This window comes from Rhodoferax sp. GW822-FHT02A01, assembly GCF_038784515.1.
GTDB lineage: Bacteria > Pseudomonadota > Gammaproteobacteria > Burkholderiales > Burkholderiaceae_C > Allorhodoferax.
In genome coordinates this window covers 4,992,440-5,007,238 of the sequence record NZ_CP152376.1, presented here as the reverse complement: position 1 = coordinate 5,007,238, position 14,799 = coordinate 4,992,440, and the positions used below count along the sequence as shown (strand labels likewise).

Annotated in this window: 14 protein-coding genes; 2 read left to right on the top strand and 12 right to left on the bottom strand. The window is 62.2% G+C overall.

Annotation, left to right across the window (positions count from 1 at the left end; all coding sequences use genetic code 11):
- Nucleotides 1-91: 91 nt before the first annotated feature.
- From AAGF34_RS23690 to AAGF34_RS23635, 12 genes are all read right to left on the bottom strand, one after another.
- The gene (locus AAGF34_RS23690) at nucleotides 92-496 is read right to left on the bottom strand and encodes a hypothetical protein (RefSeq protein ID WP_342618164.1); all 405 of its coding nucleotides are present in this window, start codon (nucleotides 494-496) and stop codon (nucleotides 92-94) included.
- Between the two features lie 29 nt (nucleotides 497-525).
- Complete coding sequence (locus AAGF34_RS23685) at nucleotides 526-723, bottom strand: hypothetical protein (RefSeq protein WP_342618163.1); 198 nt, start codon at nucleotides 721-723, stop codon at nucleotides 526-528.
- A gap of 98 nt (nucleotides 724-821) precedes the next feature.
- Complete coding sequence (locus AAGF34_RS23680; protein WP_342618162.1) at nucleotides 822-2,597, bottom strand: ABC transporter transmembrane domain-containing protein; 1,776 nt, start codon at nucleotides 2,595-2,597, stop codon at nucleotides 822-824.
- A 66-nt stretch (nucleotides 2,598-2,663) separates the two neighbouring features.
- Complete coding sequence (locus tag AAGF34_RS23675; RefSeq protein ID WP_342618161.1) at nucleotides 2,664-3,800, bottom strand: carotenoid 1,2-hydratase; 1,137 nt, start codon at nucleotides 3,798-3,800, stop codon at nucleotides 2,664-2,666.
- A 10-nt stretch (nucleotides 3,801-3,810) separates the two neighbouring features.
- Nucleotides 3,811-4,791, bottom strand: a complete 981-nt coding sequence (locus AAGF34_RS23670; RefSeq protein ID WP_342618160.1) for a M48 family metalloprotease — start codon at nucleotides 4,789-4,791, stop codon at nucleotides 3,811-3,813.
- Nucleotides 4,791-5,372: an SH3 domain-containing protein gene (locus AAGF34_RS23665; protein WP_342618159.1), complete on the bottom strand. Its 582-nt coding sequence runs from the start codon at nucleotides 5,370-5,372 to the stop codon at nucleotides 4,791-4,793. Before AAGF34_RS23665 ends, AAGF34_RS23670 begins: the two co-directional genes overlap by 1 nt.
- Nucleotides 5,373-5,494: 122 nt before the next feature.
- Entirely contained in the window at nucleotides 5,495-8,107 is a 2,613-nt protein-coding gene (locus tag AAGF34_RS23660) for an FtsX-like permease family protein (protein WP_342618158.1), read from the bottom strand.
- Nucleotides 8,108-8,156: 49 nt separating this feature from the next.
- Nucleotides 8,157-8,498, bottom strand: a complete 342-nt coding sequence (locus tag AAGF34_RS23655; protein WP_342618157.1) for a hypothetical protein — start codon at nucleotides 8,496-8,498, stop codon at nucleotides 8,157-8,159.
- 119 nt (nucleotides 8,499-8,617) lie between these two features.
- Nucleotides 8,618-9,274, bottom strand: a complete 657-nt coding sequence (locus AAGF34_RS23650; RefSeq protein WP_342618156.1) for an ABC transporter ATP-binding protein — start codon at nucleotides 9,272-9,274, stop codon at nucleotides 8,618-8,620.
- A complete protein-coding gene (miaA, locus tag AAGF34_RS23645) occupies nucleotides 9,271-10,242 on the bottom strand; it encodes a tRNA (adenosine(37)-N6)-dimethylallyltransferase MiaA (RefSeq protein WP_342618155.1) in 972 nt (323 codons plus the stop codon). Before miaA ends, AAGF34_RS23650 begins: the two co-directional genes overlap by 4 nt.
- The gene (locus AAGF34_RS23640; RefSeq protein WP_342618154.1) at nucleotides 10,229-11,452 is read right to left on the bottom strand and encodes a multidrug effflux MFS transporter; all 1,224 of its coding nucleotides are present in this window, start codon (nucleotides 11,450-11,452) and stop codon (nucleotides 10,229-10,231) included. The genes miaA and AAGF34_RS23640 overlap by 14 nt, the downstream gene beginning before the upstream one ends.
- A 3-nt stretch (nucleotides 11,453-11,455) precedes the next feature.
- On the bottom strand, nucleotides 11,456-12,874 hold the full coding sequence (locus tag AAGF34_RS23635; RefSeq protein WP_342618153.1) for an MATE family efflux transporter: 1,419 nt from the start codon (nucleotides 12,872-12,874) through the stop codon (nucleotides 11,456-11,458).
- Nucleotides 12,875-12,920: 46 nt separating this feature from the next.
- On the opposite strand from AAGF34_RS23635, the gene AAGF34_RS23630 reads away from it, so the two are divergent.
- Nucleotides 12,921-13,250 carry an SMR family transporter gene (locus AAGF34_RS23630; RefSeq protein ID WP_342618152.1) on the top strand — a complete coding sequence of 110 codons (330 nt, stop codon included), beginning with the start codon at nucleotides 12,921-12,923 and terminating at the stop codon, nucleotides 13,248-13,250.
- A 327-nt stretch (nucleotides 13,251-13,577) separates the two neighbouring features.
- Nucleotides 13,578-14,756: an ABC transporter substrate-binding protein gene (locus tag AAGF34_RS23625; protein WP_342621169.1), complete on the top strand. Its 1,179-nt coding sequence runs from the start codon at nucleotides 13,578-13,580 to the stop codon at nucleotides 14,754-14,756.
- The last annotated feature ends 43 nt before the right edge of the window (nucleotides 14,757-14,799 follow it).

Sequence of the window (14,799 nt, the reverse complement as noted above, 5' to 3'; positions counted from 1 at the left end):
GTATGCCCCTGCCGACCAACTGTCTAAGGCCGGAATAATCTCAAACTATGCAAAAAAATTATGACCTAGCCTGAGGGCACGTGGCGCCGCATCAGGCCGTCTGATCGACAAATCTGCCGCTTGTCGGGTTCTGGCTGAGCGAAGCCCAAGGGTTGCTGCTCGTCTGCAGCGGATTGCTGGGAAAGGAAAAACTGTTGTCTGCGGCCGCGACCACTGGCGCCAGAAAGTCCTGCACCTTCTTGGATTCGGACACTGCGACCTTCTTGCGCAACTGCGAAGCGTAAGTGCTGTCTGCCTGGGCCAACTGGTTACTCAGAGTGTTCACTTTGGCCTGGCTCTTTTGTGCATCCTGCTCGGCCTGGTCTGCCTCGGTACGCAACTGCTTGGCTTCGGACTCCGCCTCGTCGGCTTCACGGCGCGCCTGTTCCAGCTTGGCACGGCCCTGCCACGCCTGGGCAGAAGGCGTGGCGTAGGTGGTGGCGGTAATGGCGACCATGGTGCGCTTTGCCGTTTTGGGTGTGAAACTCAGGCGACCGCGTTCAGATGCTGCCCCAGCTTTTCGCCGCGCGTGTTGGTGGTGGGTTTGGGCTGGGCGTCGGCAGACTTCTTCGCCGCATTGGCGTCTGGTTGCACTTCAGTGCGGTCCTTTTGTGCGGACTGCTTGGGTTTGCTGCTTTCGGTCGCCTGCACCGGGACCGTGGACTTTGCCTTGACTGGATCCATTGCGCGCTCCTGAAGTGGATAGGGTTACACCGCCAAGTGTACGAGCGCAGAGGCACCAATTCAAGCGCGCAGAGCCCCTTCCACCGGGGCCCGGTGCCTCAGGCGTTGAATTGCAGGGCGGCCAAGCCAGCGTATACACCGCCCAGCGCAACCAGTTGCGCATGGGTGCCTTGCTCCACCAGGCGACCGTGGTCCAGCACCACAATCAGATCGGCCTTTTGCACGGTGGCCAGGCGGTGCGCAATGACCAGCGTCGTACGGTTTTGCATGGCGGACTCCAGTGCTTCCTGCACGACACGTTCACTCTCCGCGTCCAGCGCGCTGGTGGCTTCGTCCAGCAGCAGCAGAGGCGGGTTCTTGAGCATGGCACGCGCGATGGCGATGCGCTGGCGCTGTCCCCCTGAAAGGCGTACGCCGCGTTCACCCAGAAAGGTGTCATATCCCTCCGGCAGGTTGGCGATGAAGGTGTCGGCAAAGGCCGCCTTGGCTGCTGCCCGCACCTCGTCGTCGCTGGCACCCGGTTTGCCGTAGCGGATGTTTTCCATGGCCGTGGTGGAGAAGATGACAGCATCCTGCGGAACAATGCCCACACGCTGGCGCAAGGCGTGCAGCGACATCTTTCGGGTATCGACTCCGTCGAGCACAATGCGGCCGCTTTGCGGGTCATAAAAGCGCAGCAGCAGCTGGAACACCGTGCTCTTGCCCGCGCCGCTGGGACCGACGATGGCCACGGTCTGCCCCGGTTGAATGACCAGCGAAAAATCGCTCAACGCCGCCTGACCCGGCCTGGATGGGTAGTGAAAGCCCAGTGCCTCAAAGGCAATGGCGCTGCCGCTGACGGGCATGGGCGCCTCAGTCGGACTGGCTGGCGAGGTCACGGGCGATTGCGTATGGAGCAATTCCATCAGGCGTTCGGTGGCACCCGCAGCCCGCAGCAAATCCCCGTACACCTCGCCCAGCACTGCAAATGCCCCCGCCAGAATGATCACGTACACCACGGTCTGACCCAGATGCCCCGCGGTGATACGCCCGGCAACCACGGCCTGCGTGCCCTGGTACAGGCCCCATAGCAGCGCTGCAGAAGTGGCAATGATGATGAAGGCCACCAGCACCGAGCGTGCACGTGTGCGGCGCAGGGCGGTGTCAAATGCCTGGCCGGTGGATTGGGTGAAGCGGTCGGATTCACGGTGTTCGGCGGTATAGCTTTGCACCACCGGAATGGCGTTAAGCACCTCAGCCGCAATGGCACTGGAATCGGCCACGCGGTCCTGGCTGGCGCGGGAGAGCTTGCGCACGCGGCGCCCGAACCACAGGCTGGGCAGCACGATGAGCACCAGCACCAGCGCCACTTGCAGCATGACGACCGGGTTGGTCCATATCAGGATGCCCAGTGCGCCCACTCCCATCACGAGGTTGCGCAGGCCCATGCTGAGTGAGGAACCCACCACGGTCTGCACCAGCGTGGTGTCGGCCGACAGGCGCGAGAGCACTTCACCGGTCTGCGTGGTTTCAAAAAATTCGGGACTTTGATGCAGCACATGCCGGTACACCGCATTGCGCAAATCCGCAGTGACCCGTTCACCCAGCCAGCTCACCATGTAAAAGCGTGCAGCAGACGTCAACCCCAGCGCCACCGCGACCGCGAACAGCACCGCGAAATGCTCCCGCAAAGCCATGACCTGTTCACCCTTGTTGGCCTGTACCAGGCCTCCGTCGATCAGGCTGCGCAGTGCCAGGGGAAACGCCAGCGTCGCCATGGCTGCCAGAACCAGAAACACCAGAGCCAGGCCAATGCGGCCACGGTAGGGCCTGAGAAACGGCAGAAGACCGGAAAGGGATTTGGGATTGCTGGCTTTGGGGCGTTCTTTGGTCATGGCAGCGAAGGTGGGGGCGATTGCTGCAATAGCAACCGCCAATTTTCAGGGATTGGCAAGCGGGGATCAGCCCTGGAGTCTGAGCGCCGAAGCATATCCGGTCATTTCCAGGTATCCACGGCCGACCCGGTGATTGTTGCTGTCCCACACTTCGCACAGACCTTCCCAGTAGATCGCGCCCGTGGAGTTACGGCTATCGAGTTCCTGGTTGTCCACCACGGCCTTGACCGTATAGAAATCAGCGGGCGTGCGCACCACCCATTCCACCGGGTAGCGGGCCTGGCTCAGCGGACTTTGCCAAAAGCGTACCGGTTTGAAGATCACCTCGCCCTGGCTGAAGGTGTACTGGGTGACGCCGGAGCGGAACGAGCCGCCATCCCAGATGGCGTTGCCACGGTTGTCGCGCAGACGAAAGGCTGTGAGGGCGCTGCCGTCAAACAGGTTGATGCCCATCCAGTCCCACCCCACGGCGCCACCGGCCAGCATTTCCTCGCTCCACTCATGGTCCAGCCACGCAGTGCCCGTATCCGCCTTGGCGGGCGTGCCTTGCAGCGTCAGTACACCGCTGGCCTTGAGCTGCGGCAGGCTGTAGTAATAGCTGGACTGGCGCGTATCCGGCCCTTTGCGCGAGAGGCCTTGCTGACCCTGCAGAAGCACTGCCTGGGTGGTGCCAAAGCGCAGGTCCATGGAGAAGTCCTCGGCCGTCACGCGGGCCCGCAGATCGCTTCCCTCACGCAGCAGGGACCAGTCGTGCAGGACGACCCCCGTGTCCAACACGCTGGCCGAAGCATTGTCGGCAGGGTTTTGTCCGGGTGTTTCACCAGACCAGCGGGCGATGCGCTGGTCGTGCCACATGCGCTTGCCCTGTACATCGGTGATGGCCGCATGGGCGAACAGCAGTTGTCGCGCTGCCAGGCGTGATTGCATGCCCTGTGTGCCGTCCACACGGCTGCGAAAGAAGGTGATCTGAAAGCCATGGCTGGCTTCCGGTTGGCCCAGCCAGCCGGTGATGTACCACCACTCTGTCTTGAACTCCGGGTGGGCGCCGGCATCCCGCGGAAACACCAGATGACGCGGCCTGACTTCGGCCACCGACGTTGCTGCTGGCGCGGCACGCAGATCGGTAGCGCCCAAGCCAGACCGGGCTGCCAAGGCACCCAGCAAGCCCTTGCCCAACAGGCGTCGACGGCTTGCGTTGGTCATTCAGGAAGCGCTATTTGCTATTCCCCAGCTTGGCCAGTCGGGGTGCCAAGGGCATGGGCGGCGTTCCAGAGAATTGGTCCAGGCGCTGCCCCATGGCGACTTCCAGTTGATCCAGGCGGACTTGGGCCGGAGGATGGGTGCTCATCTGCAAGGTGAACATGGGGTTGTCGGGCGCAGCCGTGCGCAGTTGCGTCAGGACGGCCACCAGACCATAGGGGTCGAAGCCGGCGCGTGTTGCCAAGGCCACGCCATTGCGGTCTGCTTCCAGTTCGTCGCTCTGGTCCAGACCCTTGGAGTAAAGGTCCCGCCCGATATTGAGCAATTGCTCGGACAGGCCGGCTGGCACGTTCTTGCTGAGTTGGCTGGCCACCAGCTTGGTCAACAGACCGGTCTGCGCCGATTTGCGGATCGCCTTGAGATGGTGCTTGGAAATCACGTGGTTGATTTCGTGCGCTAGCACACCGGCAAGTTCGGACTCGTCCTTGAGCGAATCAATCAGCCCCTTGGTCACAAAGATGTAGCCACCGGGGGCGGCAAAGGCGTTGTAGCCGTTGTCATCCAACACGGTAAACGTCCAGGGTAGGTCCGGACGCGAGGATTGCAGGCTGATCCAGCGTCCCAGCCGGTTGACGTAGCGCTGCAGCGCCATGTTGGGATGCATGGGTTTGGCACCCAGCAACACCGCGGCCAGGTTGCGTCCGATTTCGATTTCCTTGGGCTCGTCGATCTGGTCCAGTGACTGCGTCAGCAGGCCAACCAGATCTTGCCCTTCGGACTTGGCGTTGTTGGTCGGCGCAGCATTGTTGCTGCCGTTGAGGTTGAGCAGCTTGCCCAGACCTTCGGAATTGCTGCTGTTGGAATTGTTGCCGGACTTGCCCAGGTTTTGCAGCAATCCCCCCAGGGCCGATCCCAGATCCTGAGCTTGTGCACCGCTCAGCAGGGCACAGCTCAATCCCAGCGCGAGTGTGAGAGTTGGTATGGCGCGTTTCATCAGTTTCTCCGTTTGCCGGTGCCAAATACGTCATCCCCAGCCGGGGCCGCCGCCGGAGGTTGCGGCGCAGGAAGTGGGTCCACCGCCCTTGCCGTCAATTGTTCGTCGCTGGCAAAGCGTTTGGCTTGTGCCGCGTCCACACGCAGGCCTTCGGCCTGCTTCAAGGTCTGCATATTGGGTTGCGAATTGGCAATGTCCTCGGCGCCCAGGCCGCGTATGCCCACGGTGGATGTGGCAGTAGTGGTGGTCTTGGCGCCGTTGTTGACAAAGAAGTTGGTCAGCCCGCGCAAGGCACCGCTGGCGCCGCCGCCTGAACTGGCGGTGGACGCTGCCGAACCCACGTCGAACATATGGATCCAGCCGACCTGTCCGGCATCGGTCTTGACGTGCATCCACGGGCCCTGACGTTCAGGCAGGCGCGTGATCTGTGTTTGTGCTGGCAGGGAGATCACCGTCGGTGTGGTTTCTGAAGGGCCTTGCCGCAATTCGGCGGCGCGTTTGACCATCAGGGTCTCGGTTTGAGCATGTGCCCCCCACGCCACCAGAGCGGCGCAGGCAAGGGCAATCGACTTCCATCGCATGTTGCGTTTCCTTCCCGGAGAGTACAGGGCGCGGCAAAGCCATCAGCCCGTCGTTTATATGGCTGCCATTGTCGGCCATGGCGAGGCCCCAGGCAACCTGAGCCAACCTTCAATCCGACGCATTACCAGTCTTCCTTGACGGCCATCAGCGAGTCGCGACCGGCGGCCGATCGCCCGGACACCCAGGCGGTGATGGTGCCTGCCGCAATAACGGCCACAGAAAGCGTTAGCAGACGCAACCACGGAATGGTGAGCTCCATGGTCCAGTGAAAGCTTTGCGGATTGACCACGTGCACCAGCACCACGGATACGGCCAGGCCGAGCAGCACACCTGCCAGTGCGCCCAACGCGGTCCATGTCGCGCCCTCCATGGCAACCACGCGCAGAATCTGCCGCCGAGTCAGCCCCAGATGGGCGAGCAACCCGAACTCCTTGCGCCGTGCCAATACCTGTGCACTGAAGCTTGCCGCCACGCCAAACAGGCCTATACCCACTGCCACCGCCTGTAGCCAGTAGGTGACGGCAAAGCTGCGATCAAAAATCTTCAGCGTGATGGCACGTATTTGCGCTGCCGAGCCGAATTCCAGCAACTGACCCGCATGGCCGCCGCCCGCGGGGTCCAGTCGGTCGGCCAGATCGCGCAGGGTTTGTTCCACGCCATCCACGCTGGCTTCGGGTGTGAGCCAGAACGCAATGTCGTTGACCCGGGTGTCATCGCTGAGCCGGGCAAAGTCAGCCCGGTCCAGTGCAATGCTGCCGAACTGGCGGGCGTAGTCACGCCATACACCGGCCACGAAAAACACCGGCGCGGCAGCGGAGCCTGGGTGAGGGTCTGCGGCAAATATCTTCTCCAGGGGCGTGAATCGGGTGCCCGTCCGCGCGCCGTACAAATCCACCATGGCTTCGCTCACATAGATGCCAATCTGTCCTGCGGGCACCGGCAACGCTTCTCCCACCAGCGGCAGGCCCAGCACACCGCTTGCAGGGTCGCGCAGGCTGCGCACCATGAGGGCAACCGCAGGGCGCGAATCGTCCAGGTTCAAAGGCACGTTGCGCTGCACGCTGACGCGCTCCACGCCTGGCACATGCGATGCGGCCTGCACGAAGGCGGCATCGAAGTAGCTCAGCTCATTGGCGCTGCCATGCACGGCGCTGCGCACGTAGAGGGATGCAGGTAGCACGGTGTCCAGCCAGCTGGTCACGGAAAGCCGGAAGCTGCTCACCATGACGGTCAACGCCACGGCCAGACTGAGGGAGGCAACCACGCCGCTGACGGCCACGGCCGCACTCTCCCGCACGCGGCGCGCGCGCTCCACGGCGAGCATGGGCAAGGCCTTGTGGGCCACCCAAGGCGCCAGCCGATCCAGTACCACGCCCACCAGCCAGGGTAGGGCGACGATGCCGCCCATCAGCAACAGGCCCACGCTGACGTAGGCCGCCAAGGGCACTCCAGCCATGGGCGGCATCAAGGCCAGCAAGACGCCCGTCAACAGCACCAGCGGTCCGACCCAGGCACGCTGGTGCCGCGCCAGCGAGGCACCCAGCCCCTTGAGTGTTTGCGCCGGGGGCAGCGCCTGAGCCAGTCGGGCAGGCCACCAGGCTCCCAGGAGGGCCGTGGCCACACCCAGGGTGGCGAAGACCATGGCAGCGACATAGCTCCACTGCAATGCTGGCGCAGCGCCGGGAAAATAACCGCCGCCCAAATCGCCGCCCAGCAGTCGCAACGCTGTGGCGGCCAGCCCGGTCCCCAGCGCGATACCCAGTGCACTGCCCAAAAGCCCCAGCACGGCGGCCTCGAGCAGGACCAGCTGCAGCCGTTGGCGCCCGGTCAGGCCTAGCACGCCCAGCAAGGCGAACTGCTGGGCCCTGCGCGACACACTCAAGGCCAATACGGAAAACACCAGAAAGCCGCCAGTGAACAGGGCGATCAATGCCAGCACCGTGAGGTTGACACGGTATGCGCGCGAGAGGTTGCCGACGCGCTCGGCCGCATCACCGGGTGGGGATAGCACGACATCCTTGCTCCAGCCGGGTGTGGACTGCACGGCGCGCACGAAAGCGTCCCGGTCGGTGCCGGGCTTGAGGCGTATGTCCACGCGGCTGAGCCGCCCTTGTCTGCCAAAAAAGTCCTGCGCTGCCCCAATGTCCATCACCGCCAGCGGACTGCCACCGGCATGCACGCTGCCGGCTACCCGCGCAGACTTCAGTTGCATACCCTGCTGCAGGTTCACTTGGGTGCTGCCCAGACGCAGGCTGGCCATTGCATTCAGGAATACCGTGTCGGGAGCAAACAGGGCCATGCGACCGTCATTGCCCGACGGAAGTGGCATGAGGTCAGGCGCCAGCAGGCCCATCTGCAAGGCGTCCACGGCGACGATGCGCAGCAGCTGACGTTGTGGCGGTTTGCCGCCGGTGCCGTCGAGTAGGGCGTAGGTGCTGAGCTCCAGCACCGGTGCTGCAATGGAAACCTCAGGGCGTTGCAGCAAGGTGGACAGGATCGCTTCACTGAATTCGGCATTGACCGATGTACTGCGCAACTCCAGATCTGCCTTTCCATCCACGGAACGCACCGCCTGCGAGAACTCGTCCAGTGCGGACTCGTTGATCAGGTGGACGGCAAATGCCAGTGCCACACCCAACATGACAGACACCACGGCGGCCACATTGCGCCAAGGGTGGTGCAAAAGCTCCTGCAGGGAAAACGTTTTGAGCAGTGGCCACAAAGGGGAAAACATCCCCGCATTGTGCGGGTTTGCGGGCGCGCCCGTGGTGCCACGCCCAAACCTAGTTTCTGCGTTGGCTGCTGGCGAACTGGGCAGCGGGCACGTGGCCGCGAAACAGCTCGGTAATGGCTTGAATCTTTCGGGTGGCCAAGGTCTCACCGCAATAGTCACACAGCAGGTGCATGACTTCGCTACGCAGATACCACAGCGACTGTATGTCGGGCGCATTCATGACTTTGCGCCATACCGGGCGCTGCGTGCAATGGCGGTCCAGGTAATCGGCCATGCAATCCATCATGCGTGCGCGTATCAGTTCGGTCTGGGAAGGAGCTTGCGTTTCGACATCCGCATCACGCAGGAGCCCCAGCAGGCTCGATGAAAAGCGTGAAATTTTCCAGCTCATGGGTCGGGTTTCCTCCAGTCCCGCCGAGCTTAATTGCTGCCCGCGGGAAATGGCCTGCCCAAGGTGTAACAGTCTGTGAGAATCCGCGGCAATTGCAACCGGCGCCCAGGCCGCATGCCCTAGCCAGCAAGCGGCTGCAGACCGTCGGCACGCAGTTGCAGAACACGGTCCGCCTGTTCCGTAGCGGCTACCGAATGGGTGACCAGGACCAGGGAGGCGCCGTGGGCCCGGCATTGGTCCACCAGCGCGCGCATGACCAAGGTTGCCGTGGTCGGATCCAGATTGCCGGTGGGCTCGTCTGCCAGCAACAGGCGCGGCTTGTGCACCAGTGCACGGGCGATGGCCACCCGCTGTAACTGACCGCCACTGAGCTGCTGCGGCAGCCTCCGACCCAGCATGCCCATACCCATGGCATCGAGCATGGCCTGCACCCGTGCGTCGTCGGGCCGGTTGAGCAGCAGCAAGGGCAGGGCAATGTTCTGTGCCACGTCCAGATGCGGCAGCACGTGGAAAGCCTGGAAGACAAAGCCCACCTTTTCACGGCGCAGCAGCGCACGTGCGTCTTCGTCCAGCGTGGCCAGGTCCGTGCCTTGGAGTTGCACGCTGCCGCTGTCCCAATGGTCCAGGCCAGCCATGCAATTGAGCAAGGTGGACTTGCCCACGCCCGATTCCCCCACGATGGCTACAAACTCGCCTGGCACCACGTCCAAGGTGACATGGGCAAACACCGGCGCGTCGCCATAGCGTTTGCTCAAGTTTTGAATGTGCAGGGTCATGGTGTGGGGTGGTGCGCCCGGCAGGCCAAATCCACTTGGTGCAGTACGTGGCTCAGTGCATCTTGCTGATCGCAGGCCACGATGTGACGCTGCGGCATGGAGCGCAGCCAGGTGATCTGGCGTTTGGCCAATTGGCGCGTGGCAAAAATGCCCTTGTCGCGCAGCTCGGCCATGGGCCACAGGCCGTCCAGCGCCTCCCAGGCCTGACGGTATCCCACGCAGCGCATGGAGGGCAGATCGATATGCAGGTCACCGCGCGCACGCAGTGCCACGACCTCTTTCAGGAAACCTGCCGCCAGCATGGCGTCAAAACGCTGCGCAATGCGTGCGTGCAGCCAAGCGCGGTCGGTGGGCTCCAGGGAAATCAGGGCGCCGGTGTGCACGTTCGCGTCGCCTTCGGATTGCCGCGCATGAAAATGCGACAGCGGTTGCCCGCTGACGCGAAACACTTCCAGCGCACGCTGGATGCGCTGGCTGTCCGCCGGCGCCAGGCGCTGTGCGGTAACGGGGTCCACCAACGCCAGTTGGGCATGCATGGCGGGCCAGCCTTTTTCCAGGGCTTCCTGCGAGAGGGCCTCACGTACGGCTGCATCGGCCGGTGGCATGTCGTCCAGTCCGTCAAACAAGGCCTTGAAGTACAGCATGGTGCCGCCCACCAGCAAGGGCAGTTTGCCGCGCGCCTGGATGTCCCGCATCAGTGCGCGGGCATCACGCACAAATTCGGCCGCGCTATAGGCCTGCAAAGGGTCACGGATGTCGATCAGATGGTGGACTACGGCGGCACGCTCCTCAGCGCTCGGCTTGGCGGTGCCTATGTCCATGCCGCGGTAGACCAGCGCAGAGTCCACGCTAATGATTTCCACGTCCCAGCGCCTGGCAATTTCCAGCGCGGCTGCGGTCTTGCCTGAAGCGGTTGGCCCTGCCAGCGCGATGTGAAAGGGCAGGGGTGCGGACTCAGTTCTCGCCATAGCGTTGCACCAGGGTCCAGGCGCTCAGGACCAGTAGCACACTCCAAAAGCCCATGCCCCAGGCCAGTGGCAACACGCTTCCATCCATATGCGTGCCCAACCATTGCCCGGTGAAAAAAGCTGCCAGCATCATCAGAAAGCCATTCATGGCAGAAGCTGCGCCAGCCGCTTGCGGGAAGGGGCCTACCGCACCACTTTGCCCACAGGGCTGGTGTATGCCATGACCGAAGATGAAGGCGCTCATGGGCAACATGATGGCCCAACCCGCGCGAAAGCCCAACCAAGCCAGCAAGGGCATGCCGACGCCGCAGGCCAGCGAAGCCAATCCCGCCCAAGCCACCGTGCGTCGTACGCCCAGATGACGCACCATGCGGCGGCATGCAAATGTGCCGACCAGGTAGATGAAGGAGTTCAGGAACATGGTCAGACCATATTGCGTGGTGGTGAAGCCCAGTACCTTGATGTAGACGAAGGACGATGCTGCCAGAAAGGTGAAGAGTCCGCCGTAGGAGCACAGTGAGAGTGCCGAGAAGGCAACGAATTCCGGGTTGCGCAGAATGTGCAGCCAGGTGCGCAACAAGGTTCGCCACTCCAGTGCGCGCGGATTTTTTTGGGGCACGGTCTCTTCAAAGCGCAAGGCGATCAAGACCAGAGCCAGCGCGCCAAACGCGGCCAGCGCCGACAGGGCCGCGTGCCAACCCCACAGCGCGGTCAGCACGCCCCCCAGCGGCGCTGCAATGCAGGCCAGAACGCCCAGGCCGCTCAAGCCCTTGGACATGGCGGTGGCGCCTTGTGCCGGCGCATACAGGTCACGCACGATGGCGCGTGCGCACATCACGGCAGCACCCATGGCAATGCCTTGCAGCGTGCGCCAGTAGATCAGTTGCTCCATCGTGGACACCAGCGCACAGGCGATGGACGCTACCAAGTAGGCCAGCAGGCCAACCAGCAGAACCGGCCTGCGCCCGAAGCGGTCAGACACCGGGCCCCACACCAGCTGCGAAGCGCCAAAAGCCAGTAGCAGGGCAGAGAGCGTGAGCTGGGCCTGCGCCATGCTGGCCCCCAGGTCCTGTGTGAGACCGGGCAGGGCAGGCAGATAGAGATCGGTGGTGATGGGTTGCAGGCCCAGCAGCATGGAAAGCGTCAAGACCACCATGGCGGTGGACATGCGGTTGTGGGCGGGAGTGTCGGTCATGGCTATAGGCTGCATGGGTCAGCTCGCAAGAATGCGTTTGCGCGTTACGTTGTGCAGCATGAACGCCAGGCCGGTGGCAGCGACGGTCAGGCCGACTACCAGCGCAATCCAGAATCCCTGCGCTTGCATGGGCTGCGCTGGCGCAAAAGGCAGCCACTGCGGCGCCAACCCCAACACCACGCCCAGGGGTAGTGAAAAACCCCAGAAGGCCGCCAGATGCAGCACCATGGGCGAGCGCGTGACCTTGTAGCCGCGGATGGCACAACTCAGGACCACTTGTGTGCAGTCGGATATCTGGAACAGGGCGGCAAAGAGCAGCAGGTGCGCGGCCACTGTCGCAACGGTGGCGTCACTGGTATAGGCAGACGCAATGCCATGACGCATCAGTGCCATGCCGGCCGCCGACAGGATGGCAAAGGCCAGCGACACGCCCACACCGACCCAGGCGCGAAAGCGCGCGGTCACCGCGTCCTGAGCGCCCAGGCTCTGACCCACGCGGGTCAGCAGGGCCAGCCCCAGACTGAGCGGCACCATGAAAGTCAGCGAGGTGAAGTTCAATGCAATGGCGTGCGCTGCCACTTGGGCACTGCCAAACTTGGCAACCATGAGCGCGATCAGGCTGAAGGCGCTGGTTTCGGCAAAGTAGGTCACGCCTATGGGTAATCCCAGGCGGAACAGGCTGCGCAGCTTGGCTGCATTGGGTCCTTCAAAGTGGGTGAACGGCCAGGTTCGGCGGTAGGCGGGGCTTAGCCGCATCCACAGCAACATGGCACTCAGGTTGAACCACACGCACAGCATGGTGGACCAGGCGCAGCCCACGCCGCCCAGGGCAGGAAAGCCCCCGTTGCCAAAGACCAGCAACCAGTTGATGCAGCCATTGAGCAGCAATGCCACCAGGGCAATCACCATCATGGGCTTGGTCTGGTTGATGCTGGTGCTGTATCCGTACAGCACGCGGTAGCAGGAGAAGGCCGGCAGGCCGAAGCTGGCGACGTGCACAAAGTCTTTGGCTACGGCGCGCACCTTGGGCTCCAGGTTCATGACATCAAATACCTGGGCCGCCAGATTGGCGATTCCGAAGGCCAGCAACCCCACTGCCAGAGCCTTCCACAAACCTTGGCGCACCAGATGGGGAATGGCATGATGCTCTTCAGCACCCACGTGGTGGGCCACTAGCGGATTGATGGACATCAACAAGCCCATCAAGGTGAGCATGGTCATGTTCCAGATGGACACGCCCAGTGACACGCCGGCCAAGTCCTGCGCGGACGCGTGCCCCGCCATGGCCACGTCGGTAACAGACATGCCAACCGTGGCCAGTTGCCCGATCAGAATGGGCCAGGCCAGGTGCCACAAGGAGCGTATTTCTGTCAGAACGCGTCGGTTGCGAGGAAGGCGCGCGGCATGCGTAGTTGTAGAGTCGGGAGGGAGGGTCATCAGCCGGATGATTCTAGTGGGCCGTTGCATCAAGGCGGGATAAAGCATGAACTGGTTGTATCTGGCAGTTGCCATCGTTTTGGAAGTCATAGCCACTTCGGCGCTGAAGGCGTCCGATGGCTTTACCAAATTGCTGCCCTCCGTGCTGGTGGTGTTGGGCTATGCCGCCGCCTTCTACACTTTGTCGCTGACCCTGCGCACCATGCCTGTGGGCGTGGTCTATGCGGTGTGGTCGGGCGTGGGTGTGGTGCTGATCACGCTGGTGGGCTGGCTGCTGTTCAATCAGGAGCTGGATGTACCCGCGTTCATCGGCATTGGATTGATCTCTTCAGGCGTCATCGTTCTCAACTTTTTTTCTCGGGTAGTGCCGCACTAAATCTGTGCGAGTCTCCCCGGCGACAGGGGTTAACCCTTAAGTATTTTGACGATTAATTTTTTTGGGCTTGCCACTGAAAATTTCTCAAGGCAAATAAGTGCCTTTTGCTATCGGCAAGCAAAAAGAACGACGGCGAAGTTTGATAAATTCGTTTAGATTACTGCATCGACCCGAACATCAGATTTGGGCGTTGACGGCAACAGTCAGCAAGCTGGTTGGCAAGCACGTCGCAGGATTTATTTTCAATATGGAGACAACATGACATTTCAATTCGCCAAGCGCGCCTCCCTTATCGCCATTTCCACTGCCATCCTCGGTTTTGCCGGCATGGCACAGGCTGCAGACCCCATCAAGATCGGCGTATCTGGCCCCTTTACCGGTGGTTCTTCTTCCATGGGGGTGAGCATGCGTGACGGCGTCAAGCTGGCCGTGGATGAAATCAACAAGGCTGGCGGTGTGCTGGGTCGGCAATTGCAAGTCGTCGAGCGTGACGACGAGGCCAAGAACGAGCGTGGCGTGCAAATCGCGCAAGAACTGATCAACAAGGAAAAGGTCACCGCTACCGTGGGCTTCATCAACACCGGTGTGGCCCTGGCTTCGCAACGCTTCTACCAGGAAGCCAAGATTCCCGTCATGAACAACGTGGCCACCGGCTCCGTCATCACCCACCAGTTTGATGACCAGCCCGAAAACTACATCTTCCGCAATGCGGCGCACGACAGCATCCAGGCCCCCATGATCGTGGAAGAGGCCATTGCCAAGCGTGGCTTCAAGAAGGTCGCCATCCTGGCTGACAGTACCAACTACGGACAGCTCGGTCGCGCCGACCTGGAGGCCGCGCTCAAGCTCAAGGGTATTTCGCCAGTGGCTGTAGAGAAGTTCAACATCAAGGATGTGGACATGACGGCACAGCTGCTCAAGGCCAAGGAAGCCGGTGCAGAAGCCATCCTGACCTACGGCATCGGACCTGAGCTGGCACAGATTGCCAACGGCATGACCAAGCTGGGCTGGAAAGTTCCCATGGTCGGCAGCTGGACCCTGTCTATGGCCAACTACATCGACAACGCCGGCCCCGGTGGAGAAGGTGCACGCATGCCGCAAACCTTTATTCAAGAACCTACAACGCCCAAGCGTCAATCCTTCATCATCAACTACCTGAAGACCTTCAACCCCAAGAATGCCCGCATCGACTCGCCTGTGTCGGCAGCGCAGGGTTATGACTCCATCTACCTGCTGGCCGCGGCCATCAAGCAGGCCAATTCCACCGAAGGCCCGAAGATCAAGGCCGCACTGGAAGACCTGAAGGCTCCGGTTGAAGGCGTGGTGACCACTTACAACAAGCCCTTCACCGCCAAGGACCACGAAGCCATTACCGCCAACATTCCGGTGTTCGGTGAAGTCAAGGGCCAGCGCGTGGTGTATGCCTATGAAGCCGACTTCAAGAAGGCTTCCGAAGTGCGTGTGAAGGACGTGAACGCCAAGGGCGCTCTGGTCATCAAAAAATAAGCCTCGCATTGCTGGCAATGCTCCGGGCATCGCCCCAGTCCAC

What these genes read in the sequence shown, in the direction of transcription:
- AAGF34_RS23685 (WP_342618163.1), bottom strand. Translation starts at nt 723, where the DNA reads ATGGATCCAGTCAAGGCAAAGTCCACGGTCCCGGTGCAGGCGACCGAA.
- miaA (WP_342618155.1), bottom strand. Translation starts at nt 10,242, where the DNA reads ATGGCGAGAACTGAGTCCGCACCCCTGCCCTTTCACATCGCGCTGGCA.
- AAGF34_RS23640 (WP_342618154.1), bottom strand. Translation starts at nt 11,452, where the DNA reads ATGCAGCCTATAGCCATGACCGACACTCCCGCCCACAACCGCATGTCC.
- AAGF34_RS23630 (WP_342618152.1), top strand. Translation starts at nt 12,921, where the DNA reads ATGAACTGGTTGTATCTGGCAGTTGCCATCGTTTTGGAAGTCATAGCC.
- AAGF34_RS23655 (WP_342618157.1), bottom strand. Translation starts at nt 8,498, where the DNA reads ATGAGCTGGAAAATTTCACGCTTTTCATCGAGCCTGCTGGGGCTCCTG.
- AAGF34_RS23635 (WP_342618153.1), bottom strand. Translation starts at nt 12,874, where the DNA reads ATGACCCTCCCTCCCGACTCTACAACTACGCATGCCGCGCGCCTTCCT.
- AAGF34_RS23675 (WP_342618161.1), bottom strand. Translation starts at nt 3,800, where the DNA reads ATGACCAACGCAAGCCGTCGACGCCTGTTGGGCAAGGGCTTGCTGGGT.
- AAGF34_RS23680 (WP_342618162.1), bottom strand. Translation starts at nt 2,597, where the DNA reads ATGACCAAAGAACGCCCCAAAGCCAGCAATCCCAAATCCCTTTCCGGT.
- AAGF34_RS23625 (WP_342621169.1), top strand. Translation starts at nt 13,578, where the DNA reads ATGGCACAGGCTGCAGACCCCATCAAGATCGGCGTATCTGGCCCCTTT.
- AAGF34_RS23660 (WP_342618158.1), bottom strand. Translation starts at nt 8,107, where the DNA reads ATGTTTTCCCCTTTGTGGCCACTGCTCAAAACGTTTTCCCTGCAGGAG.
- AAGF34_RS23650 (WP_342618156.1), bottom strand. Translation starts at nt 9,274, where the DNA reads ATGACCCTGCACATTCAAAACTTGAGCAAACGCTATGGCGACGCGCCG.
- AAGF34_RS23670 (WP_342618160.1), bottom strand. Translation starts at nt 4,791, where the DNA reads ATGAAACGCGCCATACCAACTCTCACACTCGCGCTGGGATTGAGCTGT.
- AAGF34_RS23690 (WP_342618164.1), bottom strand. Translation starts at nt 496, where the DNA reads ATGGTCGCCATTACCGCCACCACCTACGCCACGCCTTCTGCCCAGGCG.
- AAGF34_RS23665 (WP_342618159.1), bottom strand. Translation starts at nt 5,372, where the DNA reads ATGCGATGGAAGTCGATTGCCCTTGCCTGCGCCGCTCTGGTGGCGTGG.